Source organism: Vulcanisaeta sp. JCM 16159 (assembly GCF_001316265.1).
In the GTDB taxonomy this organism is placed as follows: Archaea; Thermoproteota; Thermoprotei; order Thermoproteales; family Thermocladiaceae; genus Vulcanisaeta.
This window is the reverse complement of the sequence record NZ_BBDN01000003.1, coordinates 77,288-100,160: the sequence shown is the minus strand read 5'-3', so window position 1 is coordinate 100,160 and position 22,873 is coordinate 77,288. Positions and strand designations below refer to the sequence as shown.

At 45.2% G+C, this 22,873-nt stretch carries 28 protein-coding genes, 1 tRNA gene and 4 pseudogenes; 18 read left to right on the top strand and 15 right to left on the bottom strand.

Annotated features, from left to right (window positions below; all coding sequences use genetic code 11):
- The first annotated feature begins 10 nt into the window (after nt 1-10).
- The 3 genes from JCM16159_RS03395 to JCM16159_RS03390 are packed head-to-tail and all read left to right on the top strand — an operon-like array spanning nt 11 to nt 1,224.
- The gene (locus tag JCM16159_RS03395; protein WP_054856953.1) at nt 11-544 is read left to right on the top strand and encodes a hypothetical protein; all 534 of its coding nucleotides are present in this window, start codon (nt 11-13) and stop codon (nt 542-544) included.
- 24 nt (nt 545-568) lie between these two features.
- A complete protein-coding gene (locus JCM16159_RS18430; protein WP_367834253.1) occupies nt 569-712 on the top strand; it encodes an NAD(P)-dependent oxidoreductase in 144 nt (47 codons plus the stop codon).
- A gap of 23 nt (nt 713-735) precedes the next feature.
- Nucleotides 736-1,224, top strand: coding sequence for a bifunctional precorrin-2 dehydrogenase/sirohydrochlorin ferrochelatase (locus JCM16159_RS03390; protein ID WP_367834252.1), 489 nt, complete (start codon nt 736-738; stop codon nt 1,222-1,224).
- A gap of 11 nt (nt 1,225-1,235) precedes the next feature.
- Here the strand turns inward: JCM16159_RS03390 and upp are convergent, their stop codons facing one another.
- The 4 genes from upp to JCM16159_RS03375 all read right to left on the bottom strand — a co-directional run bounded on the left by upp (nt 1,236) and on the right by JCM16159_RS03375 (nt 3,733).
- On the bottom strand, nt 1,236-1,895 hold the full coding sequence (gene upp, locus JCM16159_RS03385; protein ID WP_054856952.1) for a uracil phosphoribosyltransferase: 660 nt from the start codon (nt 1,893-1,895) through the stop codon (nt 1,236-1,238).
- Nucleotides 1,896-2,101: 206 nt separating this feature from the next.
- A complete protein-coding gene (locus JCM16159_RS03380; protein ID WP_243665752.1) occupies nt 2,102-2,749 on the bottom strand; it encodes a hypothetical protein in 648 nt (215 codons plus the stop codon).
- Nucleotides 2,728-2,955 (bottom strand): hypothetical protein, encoded by a 228-nt coding sequence (locus JCM16159_RS14145; protein ID WP_243665751.1) that lies wholly within the window; start codon nt 2,953-2,955, stop codon nt 2,728-2,730. The genes JCM16159_RS03380 and JCM16159_RS14145 overlap by 22 nt, the downstream gene beginning before the upstream one ends.
- A 31-nt stretch (nt 2,956-2,986) precedes the next feature.
- On the bottom strand, nt 2,987-3,733 hold the full coding sequence (locus tag JCM16159_RS03375) for a HesA/MoeB/ThiF family protein (protein WP_243665750.1): 747 nt from the start codon (nt 3,731-3,733) through the stop codon (nt 2,987-2,989).
- A gap of 56 nt (nt 3,734-3,789) precedes the next feature.
- Between JCM16159_RS03375 and JCM16159_RS03370 the strand changes: the two genes are divergently transcribed.
- Both JCM16159_RS03370 and JCM16159_RS14140 read left to right on the top strand, forming a co-directional pair.
- On the top strand, nt 3,790-4,731 hold the full coding sequence (locus JCM16159_RS03370; RefSeq protein ID WP_243665749.1) for an MFS transporter: 942 nt from the start codon (nt 3,790-3,792) through the stop codon (nt 4,729-4,731).
- Nucleotides 4,713-4,946, top strand: a complete 234-nt coding sequence (locus tag JCM16159_RS14140; RefSeq protein ID WP_243665748.1) for a hypothetical protein — start codon at nt 4,713-4,715, stop codon at nt 4,944-4,946. The genes JCM16159_RS03370 and JCM16159_RS14140 overlap by 19 nt, the downstream gene beginning before the upstream one ends.
- Here JCM16159_RS14140 and JCM16159_RS03365 read toward each other — a convergent pair.
- Nucleotides 4,936-5,280 carry a hypothetical protein gene (locus JCM16159_RS03365; RefSeq protein WP_054856951.1) on the bottom strand — a complete coding sequence of 115 codons (345 nt, stop codon included), beginning with the start codon at nt 5,278-5,280 and terminating at the stop codon, nt 4,936-4,938. The two genes, JCM16159_RS14140 and JCM16159_RS03365, sit on opposite strands and share 11 nt — an antisense overlap.
- A 75-nt stretch (nt 5,281-5,355) precedes the next feature.
- Between JCM16159_RS03365 and JCM16159_RS03360 the strand changes: the two genes are divergently transcribed.
- Nucleotides 5,356-5,432, top strand: a tRNA-Lys gene (locus tag JCM16159_RS03360).
- Between the two features lie 7 nt (nt 5,433-5,439).
- Here the strand turns inward: JCM16159_RS03360 and JCM16159_RS14135 are convergent.
- Together JCM16159_RS14135 and JCM16159_RS14130 are read right to left on the bottom strand one after the other, a co-directional pair.
- Nucleotides 5,440-5,784: pseudogene (locus tag JCM16159_RS14135) on the bottom strand (nucleotidyltransferase domain-containing protein).
- Nucleotides 5,785-5,894: 110 nt separating this feature from the next.
- Complete coding sequence (locus JCM16159_RS14130) at nt 5,895-6,098, bottom strand: HEPN domain-containing protein (protein WP_243665847.1); 204 nt, start codon at nt 6,096-6,098, stop codon at nt 5,895-5,897.
- Between the two features lie 195 nt (nt 6,099-6,293).
- Here JCM16159_RS14130 and JCM16159_RS03355 point away from each other — a divergent pair, with 195 nt between their 5' ends.
- Nucleotides 6,294-7,394, top strand: coding sequence for a DEAD/DEAH box helicase (locus JCM16159_RS03355; protein WP_054856950.1), 1,101 nt, complete (start codon nt 6,294-6,296; stop codon nt 7,392-7,394).
- Nucleotides 7,395-7,403: 9 nt separating this feature from the next.
- Here JCM16159_RS03355 and JCM16159_RS03350 read toward each other — a convergent pair whose 3' ends face one another.
- Together JCM16159_RS03350 and JCM16159_RS03345 are read right to left on the bottom strand one after the other, a co-directional pair.
- On the bottom strand, nt 7,404-9,284 hold the full coding sequence (locus JCM16159_RS03350; protein ID WP_054856949.1) for a phosphoenolpyruvate carboxykinase (GTP): 1,881 nt from the start codon (nt 9,282-9,284) through the stop codon (nt 7,404-7,406).
- A gap of 223 nt (nt 9,285-9,507) precedes the next feature.
- Nucleotides 9,508-10,281: a hypothetical protein gene (locus JCM16159_RS03345; protein WP_054856948.1), complete on the bottom strand. Its 774-nt coding sequence runs from the start codon at nt 10,279-10,281 to the stop codon at nt 9,508-9,510.
- 167 nt (nt 10,282-10,448) lie between these two features.
- Here JCM16159_RS03345 and JCM16159_RS03340 point away from each other — a divergent pair, with 167 nt between their 5' ends.
- Nucleotides 10,449-10,739 (top strand): hypothetical protein, encoded by a 291-nt coding sequence (locus tag JCM16159_RS03340; RefSeq protein ID WP_054856947.1) that lies wholly within the window; start codon nt 10,449-10,451, stop codon nt 10,737-10,739.
- Nucleotides 10,740-10,834: 95 nt separating this feature from the next.
- Here JCM16159_RS03340 and JCM16159_RS18425 read toward each other — a convergent pair whose 3' ends face one another.
- Nucleotides 10,835-10,996 carry a hypothetical protein gene (locus JCM16159_RS18425; RefSeq protein ID WP_367834251.1) on the bottom strand — a complete coding sequence of 54 codons (162 nt, stop codon included), beginning with the start codon at nt 10,994-10,996 and terminating at the stop codon, nt 10,835-10,837.
- A complete protein-coding gene (locus tag JCM16159_RS03335; RefSeq protein WP_367834250.1) occupies nt 10,993-12,444 on the bottom strand; it encodes an NAD(P)H-hydrate dehydratase in 1,452 nt (483 codons plus the stop codon). Before JCM16159_RS03335 ends, JCM16159_RS18425 begins: the two co-directional genes overlap by 4 nt.
- A 50-nt stretch (nt 12,445-12,494) precedes the next feature.
- On the opposite strand from JCM16159_RS03335, the gene JCM16159_RS03330 reads away from it, so the two are divergent.
- The 6 genes and pseudogenes from JCM16159_RS03330 (at nt 12,495) to JCM16159_RS03305 (ending at nt 17,181) form a co-directional block, all read left to right on the top strand.
- On the top strand, nt 12,495-12,836 hold the full coding sequence (locus JCM16159_RS03330; RefSeq protein WP_243665747.1) for a hypothetical protein: 342 nt from the start codon (nt 12,495-12,497) through the stop codon (nt 12,834-12,836).
- Nucleotides 12,836-13,348, top strand: coding sequence for an HAD-IB family phosphatase (locus JCM16159_RS03325; protein WP_243665746.1), 513 nt, complete (start codon nt 12,836-12,838; stop codon nt 13,346-13,348). Before JCM16159_RS03330 ends, JCM16159_RS03325 begins: the two co-directional genes overlap by 1 nt.
- A gap of 191 nt (nt 13,349-13,539) precedes the next feature.
- Nucleotides 13,540-14,804, top strand: a pseudogene (locus JCM16159_RS03320) (phosphopyruvate hydratase).
- Nucleotides 14,805-14,867: 63 nt separating this feature from the next.
- Complete coding sequence (gene rpsB / locus JCM16159_RS03315; RefSeq protein ID WP_054856946.1) at nt 14,868-15,545, top strand: 30S ribosomal protein S2; 678 nt, start codon at nt 14,868-14,870, stop codon at nt 15,543-15,545.
- A gap of 68 nt (nt 15,546-15,613) precedes the next feature.
- Nucleotides 15,614-16,469, top strand: a pseudogene (gene amrB / locus JCM16159_RS03310) (AmmeMemoRadiSam system protein B).
- Between the two features lie 421 nt (nt 16,470-16,890).
- Nucleotides 16,891-17,181, top strand: coding sequence for a hypothetical protein (locus tag JCM16159_RS03305; RefSeq protein ID WP_243665745.1), 291 nt, complete (start codon nt 16,891-16,893; stop codon nt 17,179-17,181).
- Between the two features lie 383 nt (nt 17,182-17,564).
- Here the strand turns inward: JCM16159_RS03305 and cmk are convergent, their stop codons facing one another.
- Genes cmk through trm10 form a run of 3 tightly spaced genes read right to left on the bottom strand, consistent with a single transcriptional unit; the run spans nt 17,565 to nt 19,383 of the window.
- Nucleotides 17,565-18,014: a (d)CMP kinase gene (gene cmk / locus JCM16159_RS03300; RefSeq protein WP_243665744.1), complete on the bottom strand. Its 450-nt coding sequence runs from the start codon at nt 18,012-18,014 to the stop codon at nt 17,565-17,567.
- 6 nt (nt 18,015-18,020) lie between these two features.
- Entirely contained in the window at nt 18,021-18,287 is a 267-nt protein-coding gene (locus JCM16159_RS03295; protein ID WP_054856945.1) for a 50S ribosomal protein L34, read from the bottom strand.
- A 28-nt stretch (nt 18,288-18,315) separates the two neighbouring features.
- Entirely contained in the window at nt 18,316-19,383 is a 1,068-nt protein-coding gene (trm10, locus tag JCM16159_RS03290; RefSeq protein WP_054856944.1) for a tRNA (adenine(9)-N1)-methyltransferase Trm10, read from the bottom strand.
- Nucleotides 19,384-19,465: 82 nt separating this feature from the next.
- Here trm10 and JCM16159_RS18420 point away from each other — a divergent pair, with 82 nt between their 5' ends.
- The 3 genes from JCM16159_RS18420 to JCM16159_RS03280 are packed head-to-tail and all read left to right on the top strand — an operon-like array spanning nt 19,466 to nt 20,777.
- Entirely contained in the window at nt 19,466-20,026 is a 561-nt protein-coding gene (locus JCM16159_RS18420; protein WP_367834249.1) for a TatD family hydrolase, read from the top strand.
- Nucleotides 20,005-20,298 (top strand): hypothetical protein, encoded by a 294-nt coding sequence (locus tag JCM16159_RS18415; protein WP_367834248.1) that lies wholly within the window; start codon nt 20,005-20,007, stop codon nt 20,296-20,298. Before JCM16159_RS18420 ends, JCM16159_RS18415 begins: the two co-directional genes overlap by 22 nt.
- Nucleotides 20,299-20,354: 56 nt before the next feature.
- On the top strand, nt 20,355-20,777 hold the full coding sequence (locus JCM16159_RS03280) for a co-chaperone YbbN (RefSeq protein ID WP_054856943.1): 423 nt from the start codon (nt 20,355-20,357) through the stop codon (nt 20,775-20,777).
- Here JCM16159_RS03280 and JCM16159_RS03275 read toward each other — a convergent pair.
- The gene (locus tag JCM16159_RS03275) at nt 20,774-21,292 is read right to left on the bottom strand and encodes a hypothetical protein (RefSeq protein ID WP_054856942.1); all 519 of its coding nucleotides are present in this window, start codon (nt 21,290-21,292) and stop codon (nt 20,774-20,776) included. The two genes, JCM16159_RS03280 and JCM16159_RS03275, sit on opposite strands and share 4 nt — an antisense overlap.
- Before the next feature lie 213 nt (nt 21,293-21,505).
- Here JCM16159_RS03275 and JCM16159_RS03270 point away from each other — a divergent pair.
- Nucleotides 21,506-22,832: pseudogene (locus tag JCM16159_RS03270) on the top strand (glutamine synthetase family protein).
- Nucleotides 22,833-22,873: the final 41 nt, after the last annotated feature.

Sequence of the window (22,873 nt, the reverse complement as noted above, 5' to 3'; positions counted from 1 at the left end):
CTCCCTTTTGATGATTGAAGTGTTCAGTAATGATGAATACCACGTATATATTGATAGCGATGCGTTGGTCTTCACGCCAATACGCATTAACGGTAGGGTACTACTACTGCCGCCACCAGGTGTTAAGCCCCAATTCTACTCAATACTGGCTGTATTGCTTGTGAGGTCAGGTATTGAGGTTATAATGCCGAGGCGTCATTTACCATGTAATAAATCAAGCCTTACGTGGACCATCAATAAACTCCTCAAGAGGTATAATTACGACATAATTATAATGCTTGGTTTTGACCTAGTCGCGACTAATTATCCCAAGTTAGTTATTGAATTTAGCGGTGATAGCATTATTAGGCAATTGGTTAGGTCTAACGTGCCTGGGTCAGTCCATGGCTTACCAATTAATGAGTGCACTTGGATCAAGGATAGTATTAAGAGGGCTGATTTGAGTATTGATGAGGAATTGCCTTCGCTCAATACCATTGTCAAGATCAGGGACTTAGTACTTAATAGAGACTTGCATTTAGTAGGTGTAAGTAAAAATAATTAATTGACCCTTTAGGAAATAGATATTGTGAGGGTACCACTGTTTATAGAGTTTAGTGGTAGGAACGTATTAATAATCGGAGGCGGCGGCGTTGGTACTAGGAGGGCTATCAAGTTCCTACTGGCGGGTGCCAATGTTAGGGTGCTAAGCTTGAATTTAGTAATGAACTAATGCGCTATGCTGAGCAGGGCAAAGTGGAGCTGGTTAGGGGTAATGCTCATGATGAGGAATTGCTCAGGAGAAACCTTGAGTGGGCTGACCTAGTAATTATTGCAACCAATGACCAGTCAATAAACGAGAAGGTTAGGAAGTTGGCTAAGGACATGAGGAAGTTCTTTAATGATGCCACAAATGCCGAAGAGACCGAGGTGGTGGTTCCCTTTGAGAGCGAGATTAATGGTATTAGGGTCGCTGTTACTACCGAGGGACTCAGCGGTATTGTGGCAAGAAGAACCCTTGAAAAGATAATGAACACGCTTAGGGAGGATGAGGAATTAATGAACATGGCCAGGGTTTGGTACGCAGTTAAGAGCAAGCTTAAGGAGGTCGTGAGTGACGTAAGGACTAGGTTGGATTTATACATGGAGCTTGATAATGATGAGAAATTCAATGAACTGGCTAAGAAGGGATTTATTGATGAGGCCCTAAAATATGTAATGAATAAGATATCATCTCATAATTAGGAGAATCGATTTTAAGGACCGCCAAAGGCTCTGTCCCCGGCATCACCAAGCCCAGGCACTATGTAGCCTCTCTCATTCATCTCAGGGTCTATGGCGACCGTATAAATCTCAGCAAATGGATACTCCTTGAGAACTCTCTCTATGCCGTACTTAGTGGCTATGACGCTGGCTATAATAGTCCTCTTGGGAACTCCATACTTAAGGACATGCTTTAATACTGAGGTTATCGTAGAGCCGGTCGCGAGCATTGGATCAGCGATTATGAGGATATCGTCCTTGAATATCCTGGGCACCTTAACATACGTAATTTCAATGTCGAAGTCCAGCGAGCCGGGCTTATGAGACTCCTCAACCCTCCTTGCACTGACAACACCCATCCTGGCATTCGCGAAAATCTTGACCAAACCCTCGACCAACGGCATGGCAGCCCTGAGAACCTGTATAATGACTACGTGATCGAGATCCCTAATCCTAACGCCCTTAGCCTTAACACCCAGTGGTGTTTCTACCTCCACAATCTCAATGTCCATGGATTTCACAATCTCGTAACCCATCAACCTACCAAGCCTAACAAGGCCCTTCCTAAACTCGATTTGCTTAGTATTTCTATCCCTTAGAGTCGTTAAGATGGCTTGCGCCAGTGGGTGATCAATAACGACAACCCTACCCAAGGAAACCCGCCATAACCGTGAAAGCGCATATTTAAAGAACTTTTGCTACTTAGTAATTAGGTACTACGGGGTGATGACGATGGTAGCCACCGATTAGTGACGATGGTCCAAAGCGCTGATCATTTAGTAAGTAACCGTCCTTATGGAATCCCTAGCTAACTCGAGGACCTCAAGCCTATCGACATTCAGGTAGGCCTTTAACGTATTTATGAAAGTCTCAACACCCTTACCTGGTTGAAGAACGGCGACTTATACTGAGCGCCTGAGGCGTATTTGTGACCACCACCACCGAGTTTCGTGGCCACCTGGGTGCAGTCATAGGGGCTATCCCTATCAGCCCCGCAGTAATACCTAAAGGTCCTCCTACTTAGCCTAAGTAATATGTTTACCATCTTGGCACCCCTATGCTGCAACTCAATTGTTAATTGCCTATAGGATATCCCCAGGTCAATGGAGCTATATATATTGACCACATCCTTAATTGGTATTTTATCGGCAATCTCAAGCATAAGTCTCTTAGCCCTGTAACCCCTCTCAATCAACCTACCAATCCTGGAATTATTCAATGACTGAAGACCGTTAATTGCGAGATTCTTAACAATAAAGATCTTCTCAGGGTATGACGCGAACCTAACGGCTAGGTCGAGTCTTTCAGCCTCCTCACTCGTTATGTTGGCGGTATCCGTCTCAATAGCCACCTTAACAAGGTTATTGGCTATTAAGTCATTCTCGAGATCTAGAGCCTTCATTGCCATGAGGGCCGAGCAGGGTGCCTCCGGGTCATAAAACTCAACCTTGGCGCAGGGCTTGTTGGTCCTGTGGTGGTCAGCCCTTATAAGGACCTTACCTGGCATGGTAGATCCGCCACGAAGGTCCAGAAGAAGCGCTTGATCCACCAGGACCTATTAACCTCGCTCGGCGCCGCAAGTACTACGACACCATTCGGGTACTTCCTTAGGAATAGGGCTGCGCTCGTTATACCATCAACATCGCCACTATCACAAAGTGCCAACGGCCTATTACTCAGTTTAGCCCATAATGCCGATAAAAACCTCCTCATGAGCGAGTAATCGCTAACTAATTCCTTAAAATTATTTTTCCTTAAGATATCTTGAGCAGACAGGGCAATTCTCAACCCTACTAAGCTTTATCTCGTCGATGACCCAATTCTTACCATCAATTATCAACAACTTATTAATGAGGGGCTCGCCAATGCCCGTTATTAGCTTAATTACCTCCGTAGCCTCTATCGACGCCACAACACCAACTACAGGACCAACGACTGGGCAATAACCAACGCACTGTGGCAATGATTTGGCCTGCACTAATTCATAAAGGCAGGGCGTCTTACCTGGTATTATCGTTGATACTTGGCCATACCAACCATTCACTGCGCCGTGGACCAGGGGCTTCCTCAACCTAACAATGGCCTCATTTAATACCTGCCTACCCAACCAATTATCGAGTGCATCAACCACGACATCAACGTCCTTAATGACCTCCTCAGCATTCTCACTGGTTAACGCCTCATTCACCGGCCTTACCCTAACCGCTGAATTAATATCACGAAGTCTCTTCACAGCAACTTCAACCTTTGGCTTGCCAATATCCTCTTCTCTATACAGTAATTGCCTATGAAGGTCTGTTATATTGATTGTATCATAATCGATTATAGTCAACTCACCAACACCGGCGCCAACTAGATACATAGATACTAAGGTTCCAAGGCCTCCTAAGCCCACAACCGCTACATGAGCTCTCGAAAGCCTTTCCTGACCCTCCCTACCAATGACTGCGACTTGCCTTGAATACCTATCAATTAGGTGTATGGTGCCCATACAGTAGTCATTACTCAAAAATAAATTAATAAGAATTAAGCATCACGTTAACACCAATGAGAAGTAGTAAGGCGCTGTTGCCGTACCTTCCAATACTGATGATTAGGATTGGGTCGGGAGCAAACACGTTCCTAATATCCTACCTATCACCAGGCAGTAACATAATGATCGGCCTAATACTCGCCTCATACCCATTCGTTGAGGCCCTAAGCTCCTTCGTGGCTGGTTACATGGCTGATAAAATTGGCAGGAAACTAACATTGATAATGGGTTATACTTGGATTTTGATATTCATGGCATTAATATACATAGCAATAGCCCTACTGAAGAACCCATTAGCCACTGCCGTATTTAACGGTGCAATGGGTTTTGGCGCGGCCTTGGTACTCGTATCCATGCTGGCGATGATAACGGACATAACAGAAAGAGGATACAGGGGATTGGGCATGGGGGTCTTCGACTTCATAAACATATTCGGTTATGCGCTTGGCTACATGATTGGCTCAATACTCTACCAAGTGGTGAAGGGATCCACGGCGTTCATAATGCTGTTAATACTATTGATAATACTTTACGCAGTTGTTCTTAGGTACATAGTCGAGACGAAACCAACCATCGGCACTGTATACCTAAACCCATTAAGGGGTGTCTCGAAGAGGGTGGTGCCGACATTACCCATCTGGTTCTCAATAACGACAATCCTTGGCGCCGCAATATACTCGGGCAGAGCAATAGGGAGCATTAAGGGTGTGATGCCGATACACGTTGGTGCCCTCTTCCTAGGCGCAACGTTAGTGGTCGGTCTAGGCTCTGTATTCTTTGGCTACATATCGGACAGGCTTGGCAGGTTAAGGACCATGAGTATTGGAGTTGCTGGCGTGAGTATTGGCCTCATAATACTAACTGTATTACTCCTATTGGGTGTTAACCCAATAATCGCCGTCGCCGCCTCGGCCCCCTTCATATTCATGCATCCGCCGTGGTACCGTCAATACTAGCATTGACGGGTGATGAGGCATTGATAAGTATGAGGGGCTCAGCAATGGGCCTATACAGCCTAGTGCTCGGGTTCGGCATGGGGTTAGGAAGCATCCTGGGCAGCTACTCATACGTGAAGCTGGGGCTCGGCGGAATAGCGCTATTGGCCCTTGTAATCTTCGTAATAGCATTCATATTATACGCAGTGCTCAGGGTAATCCTCCTCAGGAAATAAGTTGATAGCGAATAATCAATTGGGCATTGCCGTTCTTACCCCTGAACTCGACGATTGAGACATTAACCTCCTCACGCAGAATAATCACCAGTGGGAAACCAAGGACCTTAAGCCTAGCCCTCACCGAACCAAGAACAGACCTAGGGAGCTTAAGCTCATCACCAAGCCTTTTAACAACATCATCAATAACACAATCGGTGTAATCCTCACTACAGCCCTTAAGCTCGGCCTCAATAACATCACCGCCTATGTGCTCAACATACCTAACAACACCACTATCCAAAACCCACTCACCATGGTAATCACCAAGCCTAACATCAACAATCGAAGACACAGCATAATAAAAATACCGCAATTAAAAAGCTAAGGCAACATAAAACCTTAAAAGTACAAATAATTAATGAATACCGGGCCCGTAGCTCAGCCAGGTAGAGCGGTGGGCTTTTAACCCATAGGTCGTGGGTTCAAATCCCACCGGGCCCGCCAGTTTCTATTACCTTATTCCTATCCATCCGTCCTTCGTCTTTACGAAATCCCTGGTCACGTTAAGGACTTTATTCTTCAATTTATTGAACATCACCGCATAATAGCTTACCTTCATAGAATGCGTCGAGGAATATTGTGTTGAAGTTCTCAATTTCCCTTTCAGCCGCTAGAGCGTTGGCGTAATGTACCTGGGCTAGGTCATTTGGCGGCTCAGTGGGTGGTTCATTACCTATGATGAGCAGGTCCCAGTCACTGTCTATCCTAGCTCGCCACGGGCTCTCGAACCAAATAATATGACTGTGTAACCCTCACTACATAGCTCTCTTATCCACTCCTCAATTTCACGATGCATTCTTAGGAGGACTTCCCTAAACGTAGTTCATCACTATCTCCATGCACCTGAGGCAATCCTCAGCATCATCCTTATCATAATCAATCATACGGGCATCAGGTATCTAGACCCTATGTACTGCTCAGGAGGAGCTTAGCGCACTTAATGAGATCATTGTTAATGGGCTTATTAAGTATTGAGATCGCCTGGTTTAACAGCGTGACTATTGAATGCGTATATAATCTCGAGCCCGTTAATTCTATGAGCTTACCTTTAAGATAAAAATCAACAACCTGCTGCGCAAAAAAAGCATGCCTCTGGGTAGAACCCCCTATTAAGCATGTCCTTACTCAATGCCTTATATTGCTTAGCCCTTGCGTACCATCGTAACGCCATTTATGCCAATATTATTTCATTACCTAACCTACCTAATAATATTTACTGCACCAATTCATAGAGTCATCTCCAGCAATTAGGAGGGAATGCTTGCTTAGGCTCCGTTTTATTAATGCCCAGTTTATTGGTGCTGAATGAATGAGGTATTTGACGAACTAAGAGAGGAACTTAGGAAGGCCCTGGTTGATGTTGGATTTAAGAAACCCACAGAGATTCAGAGCTTAGTCATACCGAAAGCTTTGGAAAGCATTGACATCGCCATGCAGGCCCGAACGGGCAGTGGTAAGACTGCGGCCTATCTACTGCCTATAATGAACTCCATGGTTGGTAAGGTTACGGAATCCCTAATAATCGTGCCAACCCGTGAATTGGCACTTCAGGTTACTTCGCAATTTACCTACTTCAATAAGTACCTTGGGTTTAAGCACGCCGTTGTTTATGGCGGTGTGCCTTATGACGAACAAATAAGCTCTGTAAGGGACGCATCCCTTGTTGTGGCGACGCCTGGGCGATTACTGGATCTAGTGAGGAGGTCCTATATTGATTTGGGTCGTGTTGATTACTTCGTTATTGATGAGGTAGATAGGATGCTGGATATGGGTTTTATAGATGATGTCCGTGTGATATCGAGCCTGGCACGCAATAGGAGGCAGACCTATGCTGCCACGGCGACGTTGCCTAGGGACGTGTATGAATTATTACGTGGCATCATGAGGAATCCTATCTTTTTAAGGACTGGTAGTCACGAGTATGAGTTACCGCGTGTTGAACAAGTGGTATACCTGGTTAGTGGATTTTGGAGGGAGAAGTACGGTGTAATGACAAGGGAGCTGGCGGGTAAGTCCATAGTCTTTGTAAATACTAGGGAGAGGGCATATAGACTGTACAGGCAGTTGTCCCAGGATTACCATGCATTGTTGCTTCATGGTGGCATGAAGCAGTACATGAGGGAGAGAGTACTAAGGAGGTTTAGAGACGAGAATGGAGACGCAGTCCTAGTAGCTACCGACTTAGCCTCCAGAGGTTTAGACATAGTTGATGTGAGGTTAATAATTAATTTCGATGTACCAAGTAACCCGGAGACATATATTCATAGAATAGGCAGAACCGCAAGGTTTGATAGGAGCGGCCGCGCGGTGACGTTAGCCACAAAGAGCGAGTTACAGATAATAGATACTGCCATTAGACTCAGTGGTTCTCAATATAAATTAATGATTTTGAACAAGGAAGATTGATTGCCAAATTCACTCAAACTTCTGCGGTGGTATTACGTCGCCGTACTTACTCCTGGCATCCAGCAACCTCTGTCTCTGCTCCTCAAGTACCTCGAAGAACCTCCTCGGTGTCGTAGGTATTTCCGAATATATTTTCCAAATCCTGTCTATTTTCTCAAGTAACTTTGCAACCCTTATCGCAAACTGCTTCGTGTAGTCCTCAAGCCTATAATCCCTATTGAGCACCTCCTTAAACAAGACCTTCAGGTCTTCATACCTCGGTATATAGCCTATGGGTGTTGTTATGGCGTTAAGCTCGTTATGAACCCTCCTCTCCATCCACTGAAGCCAAACCCTCTTATCCTCCTTACTATTCAGGAACCTGCCCTGCTCATCCCTAAGGAAGTAATTAACACCGAATATCTTTGGAGGTCTCGTAAGGCCCTCGCCAAACTTCAGGTAATTCGTTATGTAAACGCCTAAGTCCACGGATAGGAAGTCTAGGTTGGCCATTGGGTTAAACTCCCTCTCGCCCAGCTTACCGATTACTGCCGCAGTCCTCTCCGACTCAAGGGATGCGGCTATCGTGACTACGCCGTGCTCCCAATCGAAGGACTCAAAGACGGGAACAAGCGTGTCAGGGTCTCTACCACCAAATATTATTCCACCAACAACAACACCGCTTGGATCGTCATAGGCAGGGTCCAGGTTCTTAAATGCCTTTAGTGATACCGTGAACCTGGCGTTGGGATGCGATGGTGGTATTGGGTTACCCTTATCATCGGTTTTTCCCCTCCACCACTTACCCGTGTAGTTAATGCCCTTCTCAGGCTCTGGCTTACCCATCCCATTCCAGTATATTTCACCATCCTCGGTAATTAACACGTTCGAGAATATTATCTCATTGGGCTTCATAAGCACCTCGTATATTAATGGATCATCGATTGGGTTTATACCCTCGATTATCCCGAAGACGCCTATTTCTGGATTAACCGCCCTAACCTCGCCATTGACATTCCTTAGAAATGCGAGGTCATCCCCGATTAACCTACCGAGCATTGCCGTTGACGTCTTGCCTGAATATGATGGAAATGCGCCGGTGAAATAAGTGACCCTGCCATTTGGCCCCTCAACGCCTATCAGGAACATGTGCTCGCTAAGCCATCCCTCCTCCATGGCCCTCTTAATCGTGAGCCTAAGGGCCAGTTTCTTGAGACCAATACTGTTACCACCATATTGCGTGTTTACTGAATACACAGTCTCGCCAGGAAGGTCTATGTAAATCCTCCTCTGCTTAATGTTCTTACTCTGCTTCATCTCGTTAAGTTCCCCCTGTGAATGAAGGAACTTGAGGAACCTAGCCCTCTCACCCTGCTTGACGAACTCGTCATAGGCAGCCCTATATAGTATGTTCTCATTATGCATTACGTAGTAGGAATCCGTTATTTGAACAGCCAATATACTAAAGGGCGAGCCCTTAGGCCCCAGTGAGTAGAAACCAATGAGCATTTCTCTACCCCTCATTATACCGTTAAGCAGTGAATACATTTCCTTCAATCCCTCATCACGGTCCTTGGTCCTTATGAAGGGAAGCTTCTGGCCACCAGGCAATAATATGGCTGTGTCCTCACGGGCCCTGGCCTGGTCGTAAGGACTATCAAAGTGAACGGTATGACCAGGGGTTTTCAACATTATCTCCTCACCAGTCTCTATTGCCTTTCTCCTAATGTAATCAAAATCTTCAGGGCTACCTGTGTTTATAAACACGGAATCAGGCTTGCATAGGTCTATGGCCCAGGCTATGAACTTGTGAAGCTCAGGGTTATTAATGTTCATTAGTTTTCGGTACATTTCATCACTCATCTTACTTCGGAAAAGCCGTTCAACCTCATCTGAAGTACTCGGTACCATTAGATCTATTACTACTTATGTCCTTATAACTATTTCTCTATAAGTCACAATACCATAACTACTGGGTAAACCCATTTAACTCTAGCACTAACATAAGGCTCAATCCCGTTTATGAAATGTATTCATGAAATACACCGCTTACACCCCATAGCAATTATTACATTCATCAAAATACCACATATAAGGTAGTTGAATTCATGAACACAATACTTCCCGTTAATGATCACGCCAATGCATAAATAAGAATCAAGACCAGGGTGGCCAGCACCAAAGACTCAATTAATAGGCCAATACCAATTTCCCTAATCCTACGTCTTAAATCACCCATGGATAACTTATCCTCTTTAATGGCAATTAACGCCCTAAGCGATGGCTCAATCAATACCACCAGAGACAGTGTACCACTAGTGATGTACAGCCCATAGGCTAGGGCAGGTAAGCTTATAAACCAAAGCATTGATGAGTGGTACGGCTTAATACCCCGCCTAAACGGCAACTTGCTCTCCACGTATAATGCTGAAAATGCATGGTAGGTAACCCATACTATCGACACAGCCACAAACAGATTAATCAAAATACCACCCATGAGAGTATACCATGCAAGATATGTTGATGCTATTAAGGCGGTCCCAGACACATTAGCCATTACCGACCTACCTCTCCCACGCATTACCTCTGCCATAAATAAAGCCAGGGGTATTAAGGGTATTACTACCCAAATACCTAGGTAAGGGATGAGAAGCAAATAGGGAGCCGTGTTTATTAGAAACAGTAAATAATCGCTTAAGCCCCTCCTGGATATCAGGCCTAGGTGGGCTCTTACAAGGCTTGCGATATTTAATATAACGAGACCCGTTGTCAATACTAATCTAATAATATTAACGTGGTATTTATTGATCAACAATAGGGTAATCAAGGAGAATGCATAATTAGTTATTAATAGTGATAATGCGCCAGTGTCCGTATGAATCCTCCCACTGACTAACTTGCTACTCATACATCTCGTTGCTTTTAGAAGTTAGGAATAAGCATTGCATTCGTTACAGGCTACGATGTATTTAACGCGGTTTGTATCGAGGAAATAAAAGTCAAGCCTCTATTCATGTTTTTTTGAATTACTGTGAGGAAACCTTTATTTATTTGGGGTTGAATTAGTTAAATAGAATGATTAGGGAAACAATAGTAATAAGTAAAACGTTATGGATGGCACTTAAGAAACAATTAATAGGCGATTATAACGGCAATGAGTATCATAGCTTGAACTATAATTGTGAGGTAATATTAATTAACAACCCTAAAATGCATATTGTTGCTTGTGCAAACGATGATGTTGTTAACGTAACAATCACCTATAATCCACTGGACGTAGCTTTAGACATTAGGAGGTCCCGCGAGAGAGGTAGGCATAGATATTCAACACGGAGTAGGAGGATAGTACACATGCCATTAGAATAAGCTTAATTAATTTATGGCTCCTCTGAATGTTAATGATGATTATGGTGGACCCTGAGCAGTAATTGATGATCTTCCAGGCTACTGATAATTAATGTCTAACCGATTAGCTTTAAGGCCTGTGGATGAATCGATGATCTAACAATATCATCAATGTTCATTAATCTCCTGAATACCTTAGGTATGTTATCTATAACGTCAGTTGGTAATATGTGATAGCCGAGATCTTTAACTGCTAAATCACCTGCAAGCCCTGTCACGAAGCACTAATTGCGGCTGCCTCAAGTGGGTCCTGGACCTTAACCATTAATGCCGAAACAACACCAGTCAACACATCCCCAGTGCCTCCAATAGTCATGCCTGGATTACCAGTGAAGTTGAGCTTATACCTTTGCCCATCGGTTATTATGTCAACATTACCCTTAAGCAACACAACACCGCCCCTCAGTAATGATTTAACCACGTCACGCACCATCAAAGCCCTCGACCAAGTGTTAACCTCCTTAGTAACATCGACACCCGTCAACCACTTAAATTCGCCGGCGTGCGGCGTTACAATTACATTCTTCGTTATTAAATCCTGCCTCTTCAACTCACCAATTGCCTTAATGGCGTCAGCATCAATGACCACCCTCTTACCAACATCAACAGCCCTGGAGACCAACTCAACAACTGCCCTCATAGTCTCCTCCCTAAGCCCAAGCCCAGGCCCAATAGCTATTACATGGGACTTACCAACTTGCTCCATTATTTGATCCACATGATTAAGCATTAGGTAGTCACCATCCAGGGGTATAACTATTATGCTTGGGTCATGAGCCCTTATGTCCCTGGCCACATCCCTAGGGGCCATAACCACTGATAGGTCGACCCCGGTCCTAAGTGCCGCCTTAGCCGCTAAGTAAATGGCGCCTGTGAACTCCCTGGAACCACCGATGAATAGTACACGCCCATTATCGCCCTTCTTAGAGTCGGGCCTTCTGGCATAGCTCATGTAATATAGGTCGCCGGGACCGACGATGTGCTCTACCTCCTCAGAAATCCCGATGTCCGCAACTACCAAATCACCAACATATTGGGAAACACCCTCCTTAACCAAGCCAACCTTAGGCCTGTGCATCGTTACGGTAACGTGGGCCTTAACGGCGATATCCCTAACCTCGCCGGTGTCGGGGTCTAACCCACTGGGTATGTCAACGGCTACCTTATACGCCGATGACTTATTGATCAACTCAATAGCCGTTGCCTGCGGCTCCCTAAGAACACCCCTAATCCCAGTTCCTATGATTGCGTCAATTATAACCTCAGCCCATGGGTGAAAGACCTCCTGATGAGCGAGTAAGTCGTAGGGTGTTGGAGCCTCTATTATCTCAACATTCAACCCCCTAAGAATGCCCAGGTTATCCACAACCAATTCCTCCTTGGCATCACTAATACGGCCCAGTAGAATAACCTTAACATCTCTACCCCATGAGTGTAGGTACCTAGCAGCCACAATACCATCACCACCATTATCACCAAGCCCAGCAACAACGAGTATCCTCCTGGCCTTTGGGTACCTCTCAATGACGGTTGTAGCCACAGACCTACCTGCGTTCTCCATGAGTATGTGCCTATCAATGCCCATGTAGGCGGCGTTCCTATCAATGACCCTCATCTCAAGCGTCGTTATAGCGCCTGAGGACCAATCCCTGAAGTCAATGGGCATACTCGGGAATGACGTATTATACCTTTAAAAACGCTTTTATGCAAGATTTAATGAACATTATGGATATAGTGATTAGGGATGACTTGGGTAATTGGGAGGTACCTAAGTACGAAGGGTATAGGGAGCTTAAGCACATAATTAGAGTTGAAGATGTTCATGTGATCACTAAGGTCGAAGTTCTAAGCATTAATAGGGAGGGTATAACCGTGAAGGCCCTTAACGATAATAAGCTCTTCATTAAAGCTAAGGACAATAATAGGAGACATCTACTCATTAAGGTCATTAAGGAATTATCTGCGCCAGTCACCGTAAAGAGCTCACATGCTAGGCACAGGAATGGACTATTAATGATTAGACTTCTAATCAAGGACGTGAGCATTGGTGATGAGTAATGATTAAGGCGGCAATTCTCGATGTTGATGGAGTCCTCACGTACTTCAGGTCAGCATGGCAGCACCTGCACAGGGTTCTTGGTACAGATGATTGGGCTTCGATAAATAGGGAGGCGTATAAGGCAGGACTCATTAATTATAGGGATTGGGCGCTCGTGGACGCCCTTCTCTGGATGGACGTGCCCAGGACCTGGATCGAGGTCTCCATAACCCTGAGGAAAGGCGCCCTAGAACTGCTGAAGTTCCTTAAGGATAATGGCGTGTTAGTGATTGCGGTTAGTGGTGGCCTGAACTACACAGGCATCCCCATTAGGGATTACGTGAATTATTTCGTGAGTAATGAATTAATATTCGATGAGGACGGCTCATTAATCTCGGTTAAGGTGAATGTCGAGAATAAGAATATTATTCACGAATTAATTAATGAATTGGGCCTTGATTGGGATTACGTCATGGCCGTTGGCGATAGTGACATGGACTTGCCGATGCTCAGGAGGCTAGGTACTCCATAGCCTATAACCCTGTTAGTGAGGAGGTAGCTAATGCCGCGAGAATCGTCGTTAATTCCAACACGTTATATCCAATAATTGATATTGCAAGGGCTATACTAACTGGGTAATGATGTGATACATATACGTAAAGTAAACGTATACTTACCGCTAATAACACATTAATACTGGAGCTCTTCACCTTACTAGGGTTTATGCCAGACACGACCATAGAGGATTTAGGTATCAGGAAAATCTTTAACTCAAGGGGTGAGGAGACCGTCGAGGTTGAGGTATACCTGACGGATGGTTATGGGAGGGCGGCAGCACCGGCCGGTGCATCAAGGGGCTCTCACGAGGTCGTTTACTTCCCCAATAACGACGTTGATCTGGCAATTAGTACCTTTGAGAAGAGCGTGGCACCCGACCTAATGGGTTTGGACGCGTCAATACAGGGCGAGGTTGATGCAAGGCTTGAGGAGATCGATGGTACAGAGAACTTCTCGAGGATAGGCGGTGCGGTTGCGATAGCTACGTCAATGGCAACCGCCAGGGCGGCGGCGAACGCCTGGAGATACCGCTTTATCAACACCTTGGTGGTGCTAATATCAGGGACTTGCCGTACCCACTCGGTAATGTAATTGGCGGTGGTAAGCATAGCCGCGGGCTTGGCCCTGATATTCAGGAATTCTTGGTGCTACCGTACGGCGCACAGGACATTTACTCCGCCATTAAAGCCAACATTGAGGTTCATAGGGCCGTCTTTAAGGAGTTGGTTAAGGCTGACCCAACGTTTACCGGTGGTCGTAATGATGAGGGTGCCTGGTCAGCCAAGGTATCCACTAACGCGGCATTGGATATACTGAGCAGAGCCGTTAAGGAGGTTAGTTCCAAGATGGGATTTGAAATAGGGATTGGCGTTGACATGGCCGCATCAACACTATGGAATGGCGAAAAGTACGTATACACCAATGAGGGGGTTTCAAGAACGCCCAAGGAACAGCTTGAGTTTGTTAGGGGGTTGATTGAGAAGTACGGGCTTGTCTATGTCGAGGACCCATTCCATGAGGAGGACTTCCAATCCTTCGCGGAGCTAACGGACTCTATAGGCGACAAGTGCCTAGTTGTTGGTGATGACCTATTCACGACGAATCCATCCAGGTTATCCAGGGGCATTAAGGAGGGTGCTGCAAACGCCATAATAATTAAACCCGACCAAATAGGCACCTTATCAAGGGCTTGGGAGGCCGTTAGGTTAGCCGTGTCCAACGGCTACACGCCGGTGGTGTCCCATAGATCTGGTGATACTGAGTATGAGACCTTGGCCCACATTGCCGTTGGCTTTGGGACACCGATAATAAAGAGCGGGGTCCTTAGTGGTGAGAGGATTGCCAAGCTTAATGAGTTGATTAGGATTCAGGACTACATGGGTAAGGCGGCCAGGATGAATCAATCATTAGTCCAAAGGCTTAGGCATTAACGTTCACTATTAAATTCTTCGTAGTGAAATGCTTATTAATTAGATTCTTCACCGTAGTTCTCAATGGGTGAGGAACGTAAGGAAACCCGTGAGGAAGGACTTGCGCCGGTTCCACCGCAGGAGGAGCTGCTAATTGCCATTGAGCGCTACCTAGCGGCTGGCGTTAGGCTTGGTACTAGGGTGTCCAACGCCTATCTGCAGAGGAGGGGCTTCGTGTTTTCCGTGAGACCTGATGGGCTTAGGATTCTCAACCTTAGGAAGATTGATGAGAGGATCAGGATTGCGGCCAAGATGATTACTATGTATGACCCTGAGAAGGTGGTAGCCTACTCAGCCAAGCCCTATGGCTTCAAGCCCGTGGAGATGTTCTGCAAATTCGTTAGGTGTAGGGCGATAACGGGTAGGTTCATACCAGGGACATTCACAAACCCGAACCTTAACCACTACATAGAGGCTGACCTACTAATATCCACTGACCCGAAGGCGGATGCGCAGGCAATTGAAGAGGCAGCCACGATGGGTATACCAGTCATCGCTCTCGTGGATACGGACACGCCGATATCCTACGTGGACTTGATAATACCATGCAACAATAAGGGTAGGAGGAGCTTGGCGCTGATATACTGGCTATTGGCTAGGCAAGTGCTCAGGGTTAGGGGTGAGTTGAAGGAGAATGAGGACCTACCCGTGCCACCTGAGGAATTCGAGGTCAAGATATCGATTGAGGGAGTTAGCCAATAAAACACTGATTAATTAACTAATCAATGCAAAGTAAAGCGTTTATTTTCCCGGCCTAGACTAATCACTGTATGGCCAAGGTACGCAAACCAGCGGTTGCGGGCGCATTCTATGAGGCTAATAGGGATAAATTAATCAAGCAGATTGAATGGTCAATAAGCCATCCACTAGGCCCCGGTCAATTAGTTAAGCAGCCCCGTGAGGGGTTTAAGGCCGTGCCCATAGTCATAGTCCCACATGCAGGCTATATATACTCGGGTCCCGTGGCCGCCATGTCCTTCGCCGAGATTTATAGGTTTCACAGCCCAAGGACATTCATCCTAGTTGGGCCTAATCACTATGCATTGGCGCACCCGTAGCCATATACCCGAAGGTGCCTGGGAAACTCCGCTTGGTACTCTTGAGGTTGATTCTGAGGTGGCCAAGGAACTGATGAGTAGGGTTAAGTATCTGGAACCTGACACCTATGCCTTTGTCCAGGAGCACTCACTTGAGGTTCAATTACCCTTTATACAGTACATGTTTGGCAATAACGTGAAGATCGTGCCAATAATAATTTGGAGACAGACAAAGGAGGTGGCTAAGGATCTTGCAATGCAATTGCCGAGGTAATATCAAGTCATGAGCCAAGTTCTATAGTCTATGTGGCTTCCAGTGATTGGAATCATTATGAGCCTCATGAAATAACCACTGAGAAGGACATGAGGCCATAGACCCAGTCCTTAGACTTGATGAGGATTCCTTCTTCGATGTTATTGAGCGTTATGATGTGTCAGCCTGTGGTTATGGTGCAATTGCGACGGCGATAATTGCAGCCAAGAGACTTGGCGTTAAGAACGTGGTACTACTGAGGCATGCCACGTCTGGCGACACCAGTGCTATACATTGGAGACCGTGGGTTACGCATCAATAGCCTTCTACCTATGAGGATATTCTCGTATTCGATTAAACGAAATATTTAATTAATTAATTCATCAAGTATAATTAAATATGAGTGCTGTTAGGGTGTTTTTCGAGGTACTACTAGTTATAGTGGCTCTGGCCTGATCTACTCAATAGTCGCTCCATTTAAGGCTGAGCTAAAGGCATACATATTTAGCATTGGAGATAAGCAAGTTAGTGATTTACTATATATAGGAGGATATATTATTTATAAACTGGGCTATTTATCATACACATTACTAAAAATTATAGCGGATTACACCTATCAAGCAATTCAGTATTTGTTAAGTAACTCAGGAGCTAAGGCAAGCCTAATTACTGGATAACCTAAGTATGGTGCAATCATTTTCTCTTTTGATTAAAAAGAGAAAGATTTAAATAGAAAGAGGGATAACTAGCTACTCTGATGAGTATTATACAGCCCAAGGAGGTGAGGACGTGGAAGGATGAATTAAGGGAAGTATTGGCAAGGCACGTGAGGGACCCGTTTAAGGATAAGATCGATGAGTACCTAAGCTTTCTCGACATATTCTATGATAAGTGGTGGAACGGTGATGTCAAGACCAGGGAGTATTACGCATACCACATGGCCCTCCTTATGGCGAAGTCCGACAAGCCTAACGTGATCAAGGCAAAGCTTAATAGCTATTACGCGTACCTCGTCTATAAGGCTACGTATCGGCCTACAGGCTCATGAAGGACAAGTACGTGGCTGGCGGTGAATCAATCTATACCTGGCTAAGGGCGTATCGAAAGATATTAGGCTAAGTAAATGTAATCACTAAGGATGTAGTATATTGGCTCAGCATAAAAATTAGCATTAATGAGTTTAATCAGCACCCTTATGACTTTAACCTTAAAGCTGTGCGTTCAATTACTTCCTGAATCCATTACCGAGTGGGTTCTGTGGGACGACTTGATTTAAGTTGCTAGTTGAGGATTAACGACGGTGGATTAATTAGCCGCGTGATTTGGGTATTAAGTTAAAACCTGCCCTTATTACGTAATACATTATACACATACTCATAGATAATATCGACGACCTTCTTAGCATCTATGTATGTTGTATCAATGACGAGGTCAAAAAAATGAGATATCGCTTATATCAACGCCATAGATGGCTAGGTACCTTCTCCTATTTGATTCTTCCCGGGCCTTAATCTCCCTCAACGCATCCTCAATTGACTTACCATCCCTAGTCGACAACCTCTGCGACCTAGCCTTAATATCGGCTTTCAGATAAATGCGTACATCAGCCACATCCCTGAGTATCCAAGCGGCTAAGTGGCCCTCAATAACTACATTACCCTTCCTAGCCTCCTTAATTGTCTCCTCATCAACGGCCTTATCAATGCTAAAGTCTGTCTCCGCAATCCTATGAAGCTCGAGTAACGATATGCCTCGTTGAATGGCTATTTTCCTAAATAACTCGCCAGCAGATACAAATCTGTAATTCAACCTATTTGCCAATTCTCTGGCCACTGTGGTCTTCCCACTGGCTGCTTGTCCACTAATGGCTACAATACCCATTTCTAATCACGTTGAGGACAATCGTACGGCCATCCTAAGGGCGAGGGCCAAGCATCTGTGACAAATATAGCCGCCGTATGGTCTCGATACCGTTAAACCAGAAACATGTCTGGTCTTAACCCTAGCCTCATCAATGCCCTGAAGTGGCTTTCCACAGATAGCGCATCTTGGTTTAGAGGCAAGCCTCTTTTCGTAATGAACTACGTGCTTGCCACCCGGCGTTCTAGTTTGCGTTCTCCTTAATCTCCTTGACCTTAATGCCGGCCTTGGCATAATTGCTCGCCAAATCACCTATGAGTTTTTATGCTTTACTTACGTATTTGCTCGTTAGGGGTCCGGGCCTAGCCATACCGAGTGATAGGTATTTGCTTAGTTCCTCGTCATTAATCACGTAAATGTGCGACTTCCTTAGTGCTAGATTCAATTCCTCCTCAGTTGCATTGACCCAATTTATCCTGCTTACCATGGATTTCGGAATCACAAGCACGGTGCTACCCTCCTTACGCAACCTATACGCAGCCCTTTGGATTTCATAAAACAGCCTATTCACCCTATCCCTCTTGGACATAGCCCTGATAATCGCAGCTTCGACATTACCGGTCTCAAATAGTGTCGTTAGTATTATTTCGATCACCTTATTTATCCTATCAGGAACGCCTATTATCGATCCCCTAAGCTCGATCCTGCACCTAGGTACACTAAGGCCAAGCAGCCTATACAGCCTAGCCGTCTCGCCCTTAATCCTCCTCTCCTTATCGACAATACCCCCAATAATGAATGTATGGACATTCCTTATCAACTCCTCATTAAGTACGCAATCACCCTCCGGATCAAGCATAACCTCATTGCCGCGTATGATAGATAGGTCTCGTCTAATAACTACGCCGTGCCTAAACCCCCTGGCGAATTTGTTAAATTTATCGAGGAACTCGTCATTCACACTTGTTAATTCCAGATTTGGGTCCCAAAGGTACCTCCTTACGGTATTTATCGACGCCAGTACCTGCTCTATGAGTTCGTTCTTCTCAGAATCTGTATGATCGCTCCAGAGGGATAGGTCAATTATGAAGTGCGGCTTCTCAGGGGCATTAATTGGGAAATCCAGTGACACCAAGCAATCCTCGGGCTTGGTTAGGTATACATCGCATGGCATTGTACCCGTTGAGGATGACGCAAGCACCTCAAGTTCGTTGATTTCCGTAATTACGCGGTAACCAAAACCGCCTAGGCACAGTACGTACTTACCCAGTAATAAATTCACGGCTATGCACTGTGGTAGGTAATAATTACACTTGAGCCTGTGGGGTATACATAACCTATGAATGCCGAGGCTCCTTAGGGTGCTCAGTAATTGATTGCCAAGTATCACCTGAAGGGTTATTAATTAAGTCCTAATAAAAACATGAACCGCATGGCAATGCAGGGCAGGGAATTACCACTCTGTGATAACCATGCGCATACAAACCTGTGATCGGCATGGGCCTAGGGAGTTGGCGAGGAGGTTTAGGAGGGAGGGTGGCAGGTTCATAGTGATAGTCGCCCTACTCACCTGGAGCCTAGGTTTAACGCCTGGAGATCTTGACAGTGTTAGGAGGATGTACGACATCACTGTGGAGTCCGCCAGGATTATTAATGAGGAGGGCGTTAAGTCCGTGGCTGTTGTTGGTTTACACCCAGCCGAGGGTTATGAATTAATCAGGAGGGGTTGGTCCAGGGAGGAGGTTCTTGACTTCATGAGAAGGGGGATTGACTTAGCTGCTGAGTATGTTAGGGAAGGCAAGGCTGTGGGTATTGGCGAGGTTGGTAGGCCTCATTGGGAGGTGCCTAATGACGTTACTAACCTCTTCAATGAATTGTTAGAGTACGCATTCAGCGTTGCCAAGGACGTCAATGCTATCGTGCACCTGCACCTGGAGAGGAATGGTATTGACACTGCATTATCAATAATAAATATGGTTAAAAGGGTGGGCAATAGGCCTATAGTGTTATTATGCATCATGCAGAACCCGTAACGATTGACATGGCTAGTAATGATGGTATAATGCCATCAATACCCATGGGGAGGAGGGGCGAGTTTGAGGAGGCCGTTAAGCATGGGCCGAGGTTCGTTGTTGAGAGTGACTTCATTGATGATCCTAAGAGACCCGGTGCTGTGATACCGCCGTGGACATTAATTAGGAAGTTAAGGAGTTACTTAATAAATGGTTTCATTAATGAGGAATTCCTACACACACTTTGTGTGGACAATATTAATAAGGTGTATGGTGTGTATGTACTGAGTTGATTTGCGAGTGAACAAGCGCTAACGGCTTTTAAAGGCTCAGTAATCTGTCCTTTAGGATGGATGAGGAGAGGGAGATAATTGAGAGGATATACAAGGAAATGATAATGGCGCGTGCCAGGGAAACACAAATTAATAGGCCTACGTGTCCTAATGGTATTACAGCGCTTAATAATACCAACTTCGTATCGTACATTAGGGAGTGTTCAGCTTCCGTGATTGATTTCTACGCTGACTGGTGCATACCCTGCAGGATAATGGAGCCAATACTCAATAAGTTGGCTCAGGTATTTGCGGGCAGTGTATTCTTTGGGCGTATCGACGTCGATGCATACCCAGAAGTTGCCGCTGAGTATGGTGTTATGTCGATACCAACCACGGTACTATTCAGGAATGGTGAGGAGGTCTACAGGGTGGTTGGCGCAGTTGATTATAACACAATGAGGAGGTATATCGAGATTTACCTAGGAGTTAAGCCCTAGGTATTTACCTCACTAATTATTAATCGCCTACCGTCCTGGGCAGGTAATATGAATGTCAACTTATAACTATCGCCAAAGAATATCACACTAACGTCATTACCAAGGTGAAACTCCCCGTCAATTCCAGCCAATACGCAGTTCTCACAGTTCTTTGCATCATCGATTATGTTCCTAAACACGTTTATTGCGTCCTTACCATTCGTCATTACTGAGGCGACCACGCCTGCGTGGTCTCCATGCACGTGGTGATCAATCTTTGCATTATACTTTGTCTTTAGCATGTCCATGAAATCATTCAATTCCTCGATGACCTCCTTCGGCAATTCTGTTATGTGATGGTGGTGATGCTCATGCTCCTCCTCAACCTCCTCTTCCTCCTCACCCTCATTACCCTCAATGCCTGTAAATCCAAACGTCATACTAATTATTAACTCAAGCTCATCACTCTGGGCAATCCTCTCAATCTCCTTACCCAACTTACGCCACTCCTCAAAACCAAGCTTGATCTGCATCATATCAACGCCACATAGGAGGGCCAATTAATAAAACCTTTTGTTCATGATAGGTAGTTACGGTATCAGGACTTACTCAATATACTTTAATACGTTATGACGTTAAATTAAATAAAATATTATGAATATATATGAATTATCTCATACTATATATTATTACGGAAAGACTAAGTATAATAAGAATAAAGCTTAAAAACCTCTTTATGCACATTATCCGTGCCCACAAAGAGCCTAGAAATCGAACCTGCAGACCTATGGAGAATCCTAAAGGCCTCAGGCATAAAGTATGTTAAGTTCATAATAGTTGACATGAATGGTGCACCAAGGTCTGAAATAGTACCAATAGACATGGCCAAGGACCTCTTCATTGATGGAATGCCCTTCGATGCATCATCAATACCATCATACTCAACAGTGAATAGGAGTGATTTCGTGGCGTATGTTGACCCAAGGGCTGTGTACATTGAGTATTGGCAAGATGGTAAGGTGGCTGACGTATTCACGATGGTGTCCGACATAGCAATAAACCATCACCGCTCGACCCAAGGAGAGTCCTTAACGATGTATTGGAAGAGGTCAGATCGAAGGGCTATGAGTTCCTAATGGGCGTTGAGGTTGAGTTCTTCGTGGTTAGGGAAGATGGTGGTAAGCCTGTATTTGCCGACCCAGGTATTTACTTTGATGGTTGGAACGTCACGGTACAGTCGCAGTTCATGAAGGAGTTAATAACGGCAATAGCCGATGCGGGCATTAATTATACGAAGACCCATCACGAGGTCGCACCAAGTCAATATGAGATAAACATAGGCGCCACGGACCCGCTTAGGCTTGCTGACCAGCTTGTGTACTTTAAGATAATGGCTAAGGACATCGCGAGGAAGTACGGCTTAGTGGCCACATTCATGCCAAAGCCCTTCTGGGGGGTCAACGGTAGTGGTGCGCATACTCACATCAGCGTCTGGAAGGACGGCAAGAACTTATTCCAGAGCAATACTGGAAAGATAACTGATGAGTGTGGTTACGCAATAAGTGCAATATTGAGCAATGCGAGGGCATTAAGTAGCTTCGTCGCGCCACTCGTCAATTCATACAAGAGGTTGGTACCTCACTACGAGGCCCCCACGAGGATTGTCTGGGGCTATGCAAATAGGAGCGCCATGATTAGGATACCACAGTATAAGATGAGGATTAACAGGATTGAGTATAGGCACCCGGACCCAAGCATGAACCCATACCTGGCCTTCGCGGCATGGTGAAGACCATAATAAAGGGTCTCGAGGATAGGAAGGAACCACCACCACCAACCGAGGAGGTGGCGTATGAGTTGACCAATGCCCAGGAAACACCGGCCACGCTTGAGGACACGTTAAAGGAATTATCAAAGAGCTTCCTAGCCACTGAATTACCAAGTGAGTTAGTAAATGCCTACGTTAAGATTAAGCAGAATGAGTGGGAGGACTACCTAACAAATGTTGGTCCCTGGGAGAAGACCTGGAATATAATAACCCAGTGGGAGTACAATAGGTACTTAGTCACGGCATAGGATTAGAGGTAATTTATATTTAAAATTAAATTAAAAATATA